Consider the following 13,767-nt stretch of genomic DNA (forward strand, 5'->3'; position numbering starts at 1 on the left):
AAAACAATTTCATGTGCATAAGACTCTACTTGCAAGTAAGTAACAATGACTGAGCTTATTAATAGTAAGTTCAGTCATTGTTCTTTAAGAAATACCTAATGAGATAAAGCGAGGTAATACCATGATAAAAATAAATAACTTGTCCTACTCATTTCCAAATAAAGATCTCTATCATAATATTTCGTTTACTTTAGAAGAGGATCAGCATTGTGCCTTTATAGGTGCTAGTGGTAGTGGAAAAAGTACACTTATAGATATTATTATGGACCCTGAAAAATACATGTTCGATGGTACTTTAGAGATAGACACAAACTGCAGAATCGGATATGTAAGTCAATTCTATGAACTGGATAAAACAAAGGAAACTACAGTTTTCGAATATCTATGTGAAGATTATATTAAACTACAAAATGAAATAACTTCTATTTGCAGCTTAATGGAAACAGCTTCTGACATTGATGCTTTACTCCTAAAGTACCAAGAAGCATTAGATTCACTTGATGCAATAGGCGGTGATGATTTCGAAAGCAACTTAAGTAAGAAATTAAATCTTGCAAACTTAAGCTCCCTTAAAGATTTAAAATTATCTGAACTTAGTGGTGGAGAGTTTAAGCTTATTCAAGTAATTAAAGAAATGCTTAATGAGCCTAGCTTAATGATTATGGATGAACCTGATGTGTTTTTAGATTTTGAAAACCTTAATTCTCTTAGAAATTTAATTAATTCTCACAAAGGAATGATGCTTGTCATCACTCATAATAGATATCTATTAAATCATTGTTTTAATAAAATTATTCATCTTGAAAATATGGAGCTCCAAGAGTTTGATGGAAGCTATATTGAATATAACTTCTCTTTACTTCAGACTAAAATTGAACTTCAAGAACTGGCTGCTTCCGATGATGAAGAAATTGAGAGAAATGAACGTATAATCAAAAGACTAAGAGATAGAGCGGAAGTTACAGGTGAAACTGCTGCTGGAAGATATCTAAAAGGTAAAATGAAATTTCTAGAAAGATTAGAATCTCGTAGAATAAAAACACCATTTGTAGAAATTAAACAACCTTATATAAGGTTACTTACTAAGAATCCGATTGAAGAAACCATTGCTTTAAAAGTTAGTGATTACAGTGCCAGCTTTGAAGATATCCTTTTAGAAAATGTTAACTTTGAAATAAACTCTACTGATAAAGTAGCTATCGTTGGCTTAAATGGTGCTGGGAAAACTACGCTGCTTAGAGATATTTTCAAAAATAATCATTCAGCTATTGAAATAAATCCTGACATTGAAATAGCATATTTATCACAAAAGCAAGATGAAATACTTAATGAGTCTAATACAATACTTGAAGAATTCCTAAATGCAGGATTTAAAACTTACGAAGATGTAGAAACATATATTTCAAACTATGATTTTGATGAAGAAAGTGTAAAACAAAAAATAGAAGCTTTATCTGGCGGGGAAAAGAATCTGCTTCAATTAGCTAAGATTTCTGCAAGCAATGCAAATATGCTGCTTCTAGATGAACCAATAAGCCATTTAGACACCTATTCTCAATTGGCACTTGAAACTGCCATCCAAAATTATAATGGTGCTATTTTAATGATATCTCATGATTACTATTCTATAATAAACTGCGTAGACTATGTTTTACTCATAGAAGATAAAACAATTAGAAGAATGAATATGCGAAAATTTAGAAAGATGATTTATGAGAAGTATTTTGATAAAGACTACTTAGAAATTGAACAAAAGAAAAGAGATTTGGAAATGAAAATAGCCATCTCTCTTAGAAATACTGATTTTGAACGTGCAAAAACGTTATGTGAAGAGTTAGAGCCACTGATTAAATTGCTTTAAATGTAAGCATCAACATATTTTCTTTACATATGCCTTAATAAATAAACATTACGAGGTAATTTACATGAAAACAATAATACCAGATTATTATAAAGATTTTAAATGCTCTGCTTCAAAATGCACTGATACTTGTTGTGCTGGATGGGAAATTATAATTGATGAAGAAACCTATAAGAAGTATAACGATGTATCTGGTGAATTTGGTGAAAGATTAAAATCTAACTTGACATTATATGAAGATGGAGAGCCTGGTTTTATATTACAAAATGGTAATTGTCCATTTTTAAATACAAATAATCTTTGTGATATCTATACTGAACTTGGAGAAGAAAGTTTATGCTATACTTGCAAGACCTACCCAAGGTTCATAGAAAAATATTGTGATATACGTGAAATAGGAGTTTCTTTATCTTGTCCTGAGGCTGCAAAATTAATTCTTCAAGATTCTAAAACAGTTACTTTTGAAGTTTCAGAGGATGATGAAATAGAAAATACATATGATGATATCAATTTTGATATTTCAGCTCAGCTAATATCAGCTCAGAAAATGGCTATAGATATATTACAAAATCGTTCTATAGCTTTAAATCATAGACTTGCATTAGTACTTAATTTTGCTCACGATATTCAAGAAAAAATAGATGAAAATGAGCTATCAGAAATTGCCGATATAATAAATAAATATTCTAAGGAAGATTTTCAAAAAAAGCTTATTAATGAATTTGATAAGTATAAAACAAAACAAGCTGATAAGTATAATACTATGTTTAAATGTATGAATGTGTATAAAAACCTTAATCCTATTAATGATAACTGGCCTAAAATACTAGAACACGCTATTAACTGTTTTCATAAAAAAGCTGATATCACTTTTTATGAAAAACAATACGATGCTTTTAATGAATATTACAAAAATAAAATCTATGAATATGAACATTTAATGGTATATTTTGTATTTCAATATTTTATGAAAGCTATTTTGGATGAAGAATTATACTCTAAAGTTACACTAGCTGTCATGAGCTATCTTATTATTAAAGAGTTAAATGTGGTGCGTTGGATTAATAATAACTATAACTTTGATATAAATGATCAAATAGATATAACACATATGTATTCTAAGGAAGTAGAAAATTCGGAAAAAACCCTTTATGATCTTGAAGAAATGTTCAATACAAATGAAATATTTGATTTAAAACAATTACTTATTTTAATAATGAATTAAGATTATTCATTTAACTCGCCGAAAGAGAAGTTTCTCTATCACTCGGTTGCTAGAGAAAATGAGACGTACTTAATTGACATATAAGTCTTACAAGTATATAATAAAAGCATAAAGTACGAAGAGGTACATAATGAAAATTATTCATTATGTACCTCTTTTTTATTAATTTTTATAAGAATGAAAACATATTATTTATATTACTTTGATTTTTGAAGAGTAATTGTTAAGGAGGTGCTAACTATGGCTTATGTTATAAATGCTGATGAATGTCAAGCATGTGGAGCTTGTAAAAGTGATTGTCCTACATCTTGCATAAGTATGCAAGGTGGAAGCTACACAATTGATGCTAGTGTTTGCGTAGATTGTGGAACTTGCCTAAATTCGTGTGGTTTTGGTGCTATTTCAGCTGAATAATTTATCATTAAAATGATAAAACTGAGACTATTCCAAGGAAAAGTCTCAGTTTTGTTTATATTTGACCTTCTAAAAAATCATTAGACAGTTATACTTTTTAGCAACCGATGCTCCGAAATCACCAAAGCTGAGAATAAATTTTACCAGTCCAATTGGAGCAGGTATTGTAAATCTCCTTCCGTTGTTAAGTTTTAAATATATCTTCAACCGTATCACTCCTTGTATTTAAGATATATGACGCGTTAGGTAGATTTATTTCTTTTTTAACTGCCAACTTAACAAAACTTTATTCTATAGTAACTTCAACTATATCTCCATTGCTGCTTTTTACATCTACAATTTTTCCTTCTAATCCTGAATCAATAGCTTCCATAATCATTTTTATATCTATTCCCTCTTGATCTGAAATACCTGGTATTTTTACTGTATTAACCGCATTCCCTATAGCCTTTAAAATTTTAACTGGCACATTCACATTTACAGTATCATTTGTTGCAGACAATACTCTAATTTTCAGCATCTTATTTATATTTTCAGATACAGGTGGCTGCTGTATATTAACAGGTTTATTAATAGCTTCAATAAGCTCTGTAGCCTTATCTAAGTCAATTTTCCCCTCTTCAACCATTTTTAAAATCCTTTTAACTTCTTCTTTCATTATATAATCCATCCTTTCAAATTTTAATTTTCTTTAATCATATTCACAGCCTGATCAGGTGATATTTCACCTTTTTCTAGCATGTCAATTATTTCCTTATTACCCACTGTAGGTTTTTTTATAACAGTATAACCAAGAGAAGAAACAACTTCATCCAATTTAGCTCTTACTGTCGGATATGAGATACCGAGTTCCTTTTCAACATCCTTAATATTACCTCTGCACTTTAAAAAAACCTCCATAAAATTAAGTTGTTCTTCTTCTAAATACTCAAACTTAGAAAATTCAAAGTCATTCTCTATGACAGTTCCACATTTACTGCATTTAAGTTTCGCTATCTTCAATTTTGCACTGCATATTGGACATTTGCTAATTACTTTATAACTCATACTGCTCTCTCCTTTACTATATTTCAATTATAATACCGTTGTTTAAATTAACCAATGTTGATATTAAATATTTTAATTATTATATAGTTATATTTAAAAATATTTAATTATTATATTAATTATCTTAATGTAGGTTCTTAAAAATTAATTTTATCTCTTTATCGGCAATATCATTTTTATTTATTTCAAATATAGAATATTTTATCTTTTTAAACTCTACTTACTTAATACATATAATAGGTCTCCTAATAAATTCATTTAGTGCTGCTTTAAATACCTTACATGTAATTTGTGGATAAAATAGGCAATTATACTATAATGTTATTATAATATAATTATTAATCTTAAAATTAAAGGGGTTTAAATTATGAGAAAGAATTTAGCTTTGGCATTATGTTTAAGTTTGATCTTCGTTTTAGTTGGTTGTAATAGTGATAAAAAAATACCTTCAACTATGCAAACCACTAATGAAAATCAAACTTTAGAAGATAGATCAAAAGATACTAATACTCCAATGCAGGCTACTAATGAAAAAAATACTGTTGATGAAAAGAAAGAAACATCGGCAAATACAAATTCTACACCGTCTACTGAAACAAGTTCAAATAACCAAGTAGCAAAAGATAAAAATAATGCCTCTCAAAAAATAACTAAAGTAAATCGTAAAGTTAAATTATATGAAGGAACTTATTGGGATGAGAGATGCTTAGACGATAATATCTTAAATTTAAAAAGCTATTGTGAGGTTGTAATTTCTAATGTAACTAATACGTCTTTTGATTTTACTGTTTATGAAGTAGATAGGCAAACTGAAAATAGAAAGGTTATTTTCCTTACAAATACAGCAGTTTTTATAGCAGATGGAAAGTCGGCTGCTTTTTATGGAAAGGATTATACGCTTAACTTCACCTTTCCTTCTATAACTGAGGTGAAAATCTCTGGCTTTAAGCCATTAGAAGGCAAGACTTACCTTAATAATAAGATACCAGGACATGAATGCTCGTAAAATAAATACTGGATAAGTTCATTTTATAAAAAAGCCATCTAGAATAATCTCTAGATGACCTTTTTTTACATTGAATTTCAAACTATATATCTTTATGAATCTTTATTAGCTAATTAATGAAATGAAGGTATCTCTACCACATATTCCATCTGCAGATAAGCCATTAGCACTTTGAAATGAAGTTATTGCTGTTTTAAGTCCTGAACCAAAAGTTCCTGGATACTCTACACCATTTGGATTATATCCCCTTAACATTACTAGAATTTCAGCTGCTGTAACCATATATTGAGTTTCTCCACTCTTTACATAATGACTTCCTAAAGCATTACTGGATGCAGTTCCCCATACTCCATCTACAGCAAGACCTGCATTATAATCTAAATTCATGGCATGTTGTAAAACCTTAATCCCTGCTTTTTTTGTTTCAGCACCTCTAACGCCATCAGTATCAATGTTACATCCAGCAAACTTATTTGCTTGAACTTGTCCAGCTTGAACATTAGAATTACCAGAAGATGGCGGAGTAGTTCCAGTAACAAGGGTACTATACCATTGTTCAGCCCAAACACCTCTTTGTGGTTGGTTAGAATTAGCAGGTCTTTCATAATTATTTATAAACACTGCTGCTAAATAAGTAGGAGTACTTGTACTTTGAGTAAATTGCTTAAAATTCATTGGATAAGCACTTGTTGCATAAAATTGCTGACCATTTTCAAGTTCCCATTGTATTCTTCTGCATTGTGTATCAACAGTCTTATAATCTAATCCATTTTGACTTGCCCAATTAGTAAGAACAGATTTTGGAGTCCACTGTACTAAACCGTATCCTCCACCTCCGCCGGCTTCATTTTTGTCTGCGATAATCCCTGATTCTCCTTGCATGTTTCCAAGCATTCCACAAATAGAATTACTTGTCCACCCCTTGTTTTTAAAAAATGAATAAATATATTTTGCATTGTCATTCATGTTTTCAGCCATTTTAATGACCCCCTTAATTTATTTTTGAAATTATCAGCGCTGCATAACTTTCACTAATAATAACGATTTGTTATTAAAATCTGTAAACCACGAATAATACGATATTTACAAAACACGCTATAATTAATCATAAGATACAAGGGCATGAATGCTCGTAAGATAACTCTCAGCTAAATTTATCTAAAAAAAGCCATCTAGAATAATCTCTAGATGACCTTTTTTTTACATTGAATTTCAAACTATATATCTTTATGGATCTTTATTAGCTAATCAATGAAATGAAGGTATCTCTACCACATATTCCATCTGCAGATAAGCCATTAGCACTTTGAAATGAAGTTATTGCTGTTTTAAGTCCTGAACCAAAAGTTCCTGGATATTCTACACCATTTGGATTATATCCCCTTAACATTACTAGAATTTCAGCTGCTGTAACCATATATTGAGTTTCTCCACTCTTTACATAATGACTTCCTAAAGCAGTACTGGATGCAGTTCCCCATACTCCATCTACCGCAAGACCTGCATTATAATCTAAATTCATGGCATGTTGTAAAACCTTAATCCCTGCTTTTTTTGTTTCAGTACCTCTAACGCCATCAGTATCAATGTTACATCCAGCAAAATTGTTTGCTTGAACCTGTCCAGCTTGAACATTAGAATTACCAGATGGAGGATTAGGATTACTACTTCCTTCATTATATCTAAGAACATAATCCCAAGGGTAATTATAATAGTTTTCAATACAAATTTCTTTACCTGTTTGATCCCCAGGTTTACCACCTGTTGCTGTGCCATTTTCATTTTCCCTAGCAGCAACAACTTGTCCACTTCCAATAAACATTACAGTATGTGAAGATACATTTAGTAATACATCACCACGTTGTAAGCCAGATCCATTTGATAACACTATAGATGATGTTACATCAGAAAATCCACAATTAAGAAAAACACTTCTCATATTACCAGTATAAGTTGCACCATTAGTTTTTACAGGAACACCTGCAGTCTGCCATGCAGTAATAACTGCAGAAGAACAATCATAATCTCCACGCTCTCCCCATCTATATGTTTGGTCATATCCGTGACTATTATCATTTGCTAAGTTAATCATCCATTGTGTTGCTGTTTCAATCTTTCCCATATTATCATATCCTTTCAAGTAATAATTAAAGTAAATTAGTTTGCAAACTCATTTGCTTTACAATTACTTAAAGGAATTTTTAATAGGTTTTGTAAACCTAAAATTTACGGGCAAATTATTTGTCATAAGAGGTAGTTAATGGTATAATTATAATAACAAATAACAATTATTACTTAATATCTTTAATCAAAAAATAAAATTGGAGGTGAAAATAATGAGTAACTTTTTTATTAATATACTTCTTTTGATTTCAGGAATATTTTTAGGTGGACATTTATCAAAGAATACACCTCTTGAATACAGTTCAAAAGTTTTTACAAAAGTTTTGCTTGGTTTAGGCGGTGGAATTCTCGCAATAGGAATGATGATTTACGCAATAAATATTGAAAGTACAAAAACTTTGGTGGATTTAAGAGTTATAGCATTAATGTTGATATATAATATTAGCGGACTTTTATCTTCATTAGTTACAGGGATAATTATAGTTTTATTTAGATTTTTATATTTTGGAATCAATCAATCATCAATAGTTGCAGTTTTTCAAATTCTAATATTACTATTACTATTTTCAATAGTTGGTAAACTAAAGTTAAATATGATTAAAAAGTGGATAACCATATACTTAATCAATATGCTTTCTATGATTAGTACCTATTATTACTTGTTATCCAATGTAAATAATGTATTTAATATACTTTTAGAGTATTTTATTATATCGGCAGTTGCAACTATACTAGCTTATTATTTATTAAAATATGTTAGGTCATCAAATGAATTATATAGGAGATATAAAAATGAGGCTACTAAAGATTTTTTGACTGGATTAAATAATACAAGGCAATTTGATTTGATATTTAATAAAAGTGCTATAAATGCAAAAGAAAAGGATGAACAATTATCTTGTTTAATGGTTGATATAGATCATTTTAAGCATGTTAATGATACATACGGCCATGCAGTTGGTGATATAGTATTAAGAGAATTAGCAGTTATTTTAAAAAATTCTTGTAGAGTATTTGATGCAGTTTCAAGAGTTGGAGGAGAAGAATTTTGTATCTTACTAATTGACTGTTCTACAGAACGGACAATGGATATAGGAAAAAGGATATGTGATGAAGTAAAGAAGCACGAATTTGAAATTGGTGACGGAAGAAAAATAAGAATCACTGTTTCTGTAGGAATATCTGCTTACCCTGAGTCAACGGATAACATTGAGATGCTAATAAAGCAAGCAGATGACTCCTTATATAAGGCAAAGCAAACTGGAAGAGATAGAGTATGTTCAATCGATACATGTGATACAAATTAACGGTACTGGTAAAAAATACAGATATCATATTAATATTGGATACTAATATGATATCTGTATTTTAAATTTAAATCCTTATTTTCAATTATATATGTTGCAATTAATTTTATGCATTTTACATCTAGATATCTACTTGCCTATAGCCATTATAAATGTAATTTTATTATTGCAGCATATATATATTATCTATATAACTTAATTAGATAATTCCCACTCCTACTAGGTTTTATAAACCTAAAATTTAAGATATAATGTCTTATATGAAAAAACTTATTTAACATATGGAGGAATTATGTTGAAAATTATTATATCACCAGCCAAAAAGATGAATGTAGATACAGAATTTAAGATAAATAACATGCCATGTTTTTTAGATAAGGCTGAATTTTTAATGAAATATATTAAAAATCTAAGCTATACGGAAGCTAAAGCTTTATGGAAATGCAATGATAAAATTGCTAAGACAAGCTTTGAATACTTTTCCAATATGAACCTTACTGAAAGACTAACCCCAGCATTATTAGCTTATGATGGAATTCAATATAAGTATATGGCTCCAAATGTATTTGATATTAAAGAATGGGAATATATCGAAAACCATTTATATCTTATATCTGGCTTTTATGGCATTCTTAAACCACTTGACGGCATAGTACCTTACCGTCTTGAAATGCAGTCAAAAATCATGCTTTCAGGCTATAAAGATTTATATGATTATTGGGGAGATAACATATTTCAGAAACTATATGAGGATACAGATATAGTACTAAATCTTGCATCTAAAGAATATAGTAAATCCATTGAAAATTATCTAAACGATAAAGTGCAATTCATATCATGTACTTTTGGTGAATATAAAGAAGGTAAAATTATAACAAAGGGAACCTTAGCAAAGATGGCTAGAGGTGAGCTTGTCCGTTATATGGCTGAGGAAAAGATTGAGAAAATATCAGAAATAAAAAACTTTAACAGACTTGGTTATAAATATAATATTGACGCATCAAGCAATGAAAATATGGTTTTTTTAAAGGAATAGGCCAAAGGAGAAATATCCAATTTTTTCAGAAAAAGGTGCAGAAGTTATGGGAGTCAGTAAGGATTCTATAGAATCTCACAGAAACATCAGATGAAACTTCAATTACATCCTATAAAGGCTCCATTCTTCTGTACTTAAATTTAACCTTAAATCACAAAGCATTTTCATATTATTTCTTATAATTTCACATGTAAAAGTATATACATAATCTCCACCTATTTTTTCCTTATCCCTCCTCACTAACCTTTCTACATTAATTACATCTACAGCTTCACTATCATCAATGATAAAAAAGCTTAAAGGTTTCACAATACCTGCTCCATCAGTTGTAGTAATTACCTGAACCAACTTATCAACTATTTTCATCAGTGCTCACTCCTATTTTTATATTTGTGCATACATTATATAATTTCATATATATCCATTAATTATACCTAGAAATTTTCCTGCCTCAATCCTAATAATTTATTATTAATCTCATTTTTTAAATTCTCCTTGATGCTTCTTAAAGAATTCATAGAAGCGCCTTACATTCTCCAGCTCGCTCCAGTGAATACATTGGAATCCTTCAAATCCAAACTATGTATCTTGGCAGTTAATGTACCAGTCATAAATGGAAACAACCATGACATATGTATATAATAAAAAGGAGTAGTTTTGATAATTGTAAAATGCATTCTCTCCTATACCTGTCATTACAATATTATCAATTTTATCTGGAATTACTACATTGCTGTCAGTACATACACAGACTACTATTTTACTCTTTGACTTATTTAATTTACAGTATTAATTTTTACATTAGGACTATTATCAAATACATGTGCTGCTATTTTGGTAGTACTAGACACATTTACTGTTGTTAGATTAATACAGTCATTAAATGCTCCCCCTGAAATATATGTCACACTACTTGGTATATCTATTGATGTTAAACCGTTGCACTTTTTAAAAGCTATATTTCCTATAAATGTTACACTATTTGGTATCGTTATGCTTGTTAAGCTTGTACATCCTGTAAAAGCCACCTGTCCTATACTTGTTACCCCATTAGGTATTGTTATATTAGTTAACTGTGTGCAACCATCAAAAGTTGAAGCTTCTATACTTTTAACATTTTGAGGTATATTAACTGTTTTTAAATAATTACACCATTCAAATGCACCTACTCCTATACTTGTTACACTTTCAGGTATTTTTACGCTTGTTATCTGCGTATGATTATTAGATCCAGAGAACGCCCCTACTCCTATTTGGGTTACTGTCACGCCATCAATTTCACTTGGTATAGTTACATCAGTATTACTTCCACTATATCCAACTATGGTACCAGTTGATTTATCAAATTTCAACCCATCGCTTGTTGTTGTTAGATTTATCCAAGCTCCATTAGTATCTAAATAATATCCACCAACAGTTTTATTATGCTCCATATAACCATGTGAATCAAAATAATACCATTTACCATCAATTCTTTCCCAACCAGTCGCCCACGAGTCCCCTTCTTCAAACCACCAGCCTGTTTTATTTTGCTTCCATTCTGCACTTGCTTTTATTGGATTTAATCCTAGTGCTGAAGCTGCTATTAATGACATAGCAATTACTTTTGTTAATTTTGATTTTTTCATAATCCTTAATACCCCTTTTAACTTTTTCTATATTTTCCATTATTAATATATATTATAACATAAATTTACATAAAATAGTTAAAGCTGAGATTTTCTAATTTTAGAAAATCTCAGCTTATTTTTGTTATCTGCTTAAATATATTGTCATTACAGTTAGTACTAGTACAATAATAAATCCATAGTCAAAGGTCTATCTTGTGTGCAGAATAACAGATTTGAGAGCAAATATTGCTGGATTAATCGTGATTGTTCTAAACAAACACCACAAACATTTCCTTTCCTTCATAGTGTATTATTTCTTCTTTATACTCTTTATCTTTATTAAAATTATAAACAACAAGATATCCCTTATCTAACCCTTGAATATCTAAATAGTCCTTAAGCTGATTTAGTCCTTTTTTGTGGTATTCAATTCCTCTCCATATTTTAAGTTCAATTACATACTTACTTGAAAGATAACTAACTACTATATCAAGTCTCTTTTCTTCAGAAATCTGTACTTCTTTGAAATCAAACCCTATGCCATTTATTATTGGTTTTATAAATGCTAGGAAAAGAAGCCTTCCTTCTCGCTTAAGTGACATTCAAAAACTTGTTTTTGGATTATGGAACTTACACCTATGAACGCATGTGAATAGGTGCTTCCTATCTTTTGAGTCAATAGAACTGTATTGTTCTTTAATAAACTGTTGGAATTTTAAAATTATCTTTTCAAAATCTAATCCATTATCAATTATGAAATTTTCTTTGAAATTATAAGTTGACATATCTGTATTATTTTCAAGCTTGGAAGAGAAATAATTATAAAGCATTTGCTCAAATATTCTGTTAGATATTTTTACTCTTCCATCTATATTTTTTAAATATCCGTATATAACTCCTAAATTTATAAGTGGATTATGAATATTAAAAGTCTTTTCCGTACCATTAATTATTAAATCAAATATATAATCTTTAAATTCATTATTATTTTCAATATTTTTTACTAAATCATCAAAAAGTGTATTATTTTCTTGTAGTAATTCTTTTACTGATCTATTAATATTTTCTTCATTCCATAATAATTGGTTTTCATCAATTATCTGACAAAGCCTGCTTACTAAAAAAGGGTAACCGTTTGTATAAAAATGAATTATTTCTGAAATTTCTTTAATATTAATTGTCACATTTTTATCTTCTGAGTATTCTTTTAACATAGTGCTTATTTCATCTGAACTAAAACTCATATCTACATTGAAATTTACTGCTATATTCCAAGGACTATTATACTTTTTTTCATCATCTTGTCTGATTTTAAGCTTCAAATTCTTAATATCATACACTCCAGCTAGAATTACTGAATAAAAGGTTTTATCTTTTCCCTGTTGCCTTAATAAAAATTTATTTCTAAGCATTCCTAAAAAGCTCATAAATAACTGATTATTAGAGCTCTTATCTACTTCATCAATAAACAGTACAATTTCTTTGTTAACAATTCTACAAAAATTTGTGATAGCTTTTGATACAGCATTTAAATCATTAATCTCGTCAGACATTTCATAAAGTTTAGATGAATATTCTTCGTAATTAAACTGTATACTATCTCCAAAGACTTTTAATATTGTTTTAGAAAAGGTTTTTTCTTCCTCAAATATTAAGTCTCCTAAACCTTCAAAACTTATGCTTAAAACTAAATATTCATCTTTTAATTCTTGTTCTAGCATATACATTGTAGTAGTTTTTCCATATTGCCTAGGCCTATTTATAACGAAATAATCTCCTCTATAAACCATACTTTTTATTTGCGTCAGCTTATTTGTTATATCAACCATATAATGCAAATGAGGAATGCAAACACCTGTAGTATTAAATCTTCTATTCAAAATCAGCACCTCTTTTCTGTAATTATATTTCATTTTCTACATTCGTCCATTGGGTATTTATATAGTAATTATTATACCATATATAAGGATATAATAACCTGTCATTATCTTAGATGCATACATTTTGAACCAAAATAACACTCCTAATAGCTCAATAATTATAGCCATTACATTTCCTTTAGCTTTTTCAACTGGATATTTCTTTTCATTTAAATACAATGTTTATATATTTAACCTTACACTAAAATTATTATTTT

General features: G+C 29.1%; 12 protein-coding genes and 1 pseudogene. 6 read left to right on the top strand and 7 right to left on the bottom strand.

Going from position 1 to position 13,767, the window contains the following annotated elements:
• Positions 1-121 precede the first annotated feature (121 nt).
• From CDLVIII_RS18440 to CDLVIII_RS18450, 3 genes are all read left to right on the top strand, one after another.
• On the top strand, positions 122-1,861 hold the full coding sequence (locus tag CDLVIII_RS18440; protein WP_009170982.1) for an ATP-binding cassette domain-containing protein: 1,740 nt from the start codon (positions 122-124) through the stop codon (positions 1,859-1,861).
• A 64-nt stretch (positions 1,862-1,925) separates the two neighbouring features.
• The gene (fliB, locus tag CDLVIII_RS18445; protein WP_009170983.1) at positions 1,926-3,086 is read left to right on the top strand and encodes a flagellin lysine-N-methylase; all 1,161 of its coding nucleotides are present in this window, start codon (positions 1,926-1,928) and stop codon (positions 3,084-3,086) included.
• A gap of 240 nt (positions 3,087-3,326) precedes the next feature.
• Positions 3,327-3,500 carry a 4Fe-4S binding protein gene (locus CDLVIII_RS18450; protein ID WP_009170984.1) on the top strand — a complete coding sequence of 58 codons (174 nt, stop codon included), beginning with the start codon at positions 3,327-3,329 and terminating at the stop codon, positions 3,498-3,500.
• A 286-nt stretch (positions 3,501-3,786) separates the two neighbouring features.
• On the opposite strand, the gene CDLVIII_RS18455 is transcribed toward CDLVIII_RS18450, so the two are convergent.
• Complete coding sequence (locus tag CDLVIII_RS18455) at positions 3,787-4,158, bottom strand: hypothetical protein (protein ID WP_009170985.1); 372 nt, start codon at positions 4,156-4,158, stop codon at positions 3,787-3,789.
• A 23-nt stretch (positions 4,159-4,181) separates the two neighbouring features.
• Positions 4,182-4,547: a DUF2089 domain-containing protein gene (locus CDLVIII_RS18460; protein WP_009170986.1), complete on the bottom strand. Its 366-nt coding sequence runs from the start codon at positions 4,545-4,547 to the stop codon at positions 4,182-4,184.
• A 367-nt stretch (positions 4,548-4,914) separates the two neighbouring features.
• Between CDLVIII_RS18460 and CDLVIII_RS18465 the strand changes: the two genes are divergently transcribed.
• The gene (locus CDLVIII_RS18465) at positions 4,915-5,553 is read left to right on the top strand and encodes a hypothetical protein (RefSeq protein ID WP_009170987.1); all 639 of its coding nucleotides are present in this window, start codon (positions 4,915-4,917) and stop codon (positions 5,551-5,553) included.
• A gap of 105 nt (positions 5,554-5,658) precedes the next feature.
• Here the strand turns inward: CDLVIII_RS18465 and CDLVIII_RS32150 are convergent, their stop codons facing one another.
• Both CDLVIII_RS32150 and CDLVIII_RS18480 read right to left on the bottom strand, forming a co-directional pair.
• A complete protein-coding gene (locus CDLVIII_RS32150) occupies positions 5,659-6,531 on the bottom strand; it encodes a phage tail tip lysozyme (RefSeq protein WP_009170988.1) in 873 nt (290 codons plus the stop codon).
• A 262-nt stretch (positions 6,532-6,793) separates the two neighbouring features.
• Positions 6,794-7,675: a peptidoglycan-binding protein gene (locus CDLVIII_RS18480; protein WP_009170989.1), complete on the bottom strand. Its 882-nt coding sequence runs from the start codon at positions 7,673-7,675 to the stop codon at positions 6,794-6,796.
• 214 nt (positions 7,676-7,889) lie between these two features.
• Here CDLVIII_RS18480 and CDLVIII_RS18485 point away from each other — a divergent pair, with 214 nt between their 5' ends.
• Complete coding sequence (locus CDLVIII_RS18485) at positions 7,890-8,984, top strand: GGDEF domain-containing protein (RefSeq protein WP_009170990.1); 1,095 nt, start codon at positions 7,890-7,892, stop codon at positions 8,982-8,984.
• 295 nt (positions 8,985-9,279) lie between these two features.
• Positions 9,280-10,020, top strand: a complete 741-nt coding sequence (gene yaaA / locus CDLVIII_RS18490; RefSeq protein ID WP_035301841.1) for a peroxide stress protein YaaA — start codon at positions 9,280-9,282, stop codon at positions 10,018-10,020.
• A gap of 102 nt (positions 10,021-10,122) precedes the next feature.
• Here the strand turns inward: yaaA and CDLVIII_RS18495 are convergent, their stop codons facing one another.
• The 3 genes and pseudogenes from CDLVIII_RS18495 to CDLVIII_RS18505 all read right to left on the bottom strand — a co-directional run bounded on the left by CDLVIII_RS18495 (position 10,123) and on the right by CDLVIII_RS18505 (position 13,510).
• The gene (locus CDLVIII_RS18495; RefSeq protein ID WP_009170992.1) at positions 10,123-10,386 is read right to left on the bottom strand and encodes a hypothetical protein; all 264 of its coding nucleotides are present in this window, start codon (positions 10,384-10,386) and stop codon (positions 10,123-10,125) included.
• A 410-nt stretch (positions 10,387-10,796) separates the two neighbouring features.
• On the bottom strand, positions 10,797-11,648 hold the full coding sequence (locus CDLVIII_RS18500; protein ID WP_009170993.1) for a leucine-rich repeat domain-containing protein: 852 nt from the start codon (positions 11,646-11,648) through the stop codon (positions 10,797-10,799).
• A 251-nt stretch (positions 11,649-11,899) separates the two neighbouring features.
• Positions 11,900-13,510: pseudogene (locus CDLVIII_RS18505) on the bottom strand (AAA family ATPase).
• Positions 13,511-13,767: the final 257 nt, after the last annotated feature.

Source organism: Clostridium sp. DL-VIII (assembly GCF_000230835.1).
Classification (GTDB): domain Bacteria; phylum Bacillota; class Clostridia; order Clostridiales; family Clostridiaceae; genus Clostridium.

Bases quoted from the DNA above. Each gene is read 5' to 3' on its own strand.
- CDLVIII_RS18440 (WP_009170982.1), top strand. From the start codon at position 122: ATGATAAAAATAAATAACTTGTCCTACTCATTTCCAAATAAAGATCTC.
- fliB (WP_009170983.1), top strand. From the start codon at position 1,926: ATGAAAACAATAATACCAGATTATTATAAAGATTTTAAATGCTCTGCT.
- CDLVIII_RS18450 (WP_009170984.1), top strand. From the start codon at position 3,327: ATGGCTTATGTTATAAATGCTGATGAATGTCAAGCATGTGGAGCTTGT.
- CDLVIII_RS18455 (WP_009170985.1), bottom strand. From the start codon at position 4,158: ATGAAAGAAGAAGTTAAAAGGATTTTAAAAATGGTTGAAGAGGGGAAA.
- CDLVIII_RS18460 (WP_009170986.1), bottom strand. From the start codon at position 4,547: ATGAGTTATAAAGTAATTAGCAAATGTCCAATATGCAGTGCAAAATTG.
- CDLVIII_RS18465 (WP_009170987.1), top strand. From the start codon at position 4,915: ATGAGAAAGAATTTAGCTTTGGCATTATGTTTAAGTTTGATCTTCGTT.
- CDLVIII_RS32150 (WP_009170988.1), bottom strand. From the start codon at position 6,531: ATGGCTGAAAACATGAATGACAATGCAAAATATATTTATTCATTTTTT.
- CDLVIII_RS18480 (WP_009170989.1), bottom strand. From the start codon at position 7,675: ATGGGAAAGATTGAAACAGCAACACAATGGATGATTAACTTAGCAAAT.
- CDLVIII_RS18485 (WP_009170990.1), top strand. From the start codon at position 7,890: ATGAGTAACTTTTTTATTAATATACTTCTTTTGATTTCAGGAATATTT.
- CDLVIII_RS18495 (WP_009170992.1), bottom strand. From the start codon at position 10,386: ATGAAAATAGTTGATAAGTTGGTTCAGGTAATTACTACAACTGATGGA.
- CDLVIII_RS18500 (WP_009170993.1), bottom strand. From the start codon at position 11,648: ATGAAAAAATCAAAATTAACAAAAGTAATTGCTATGTCATTAATAGCA.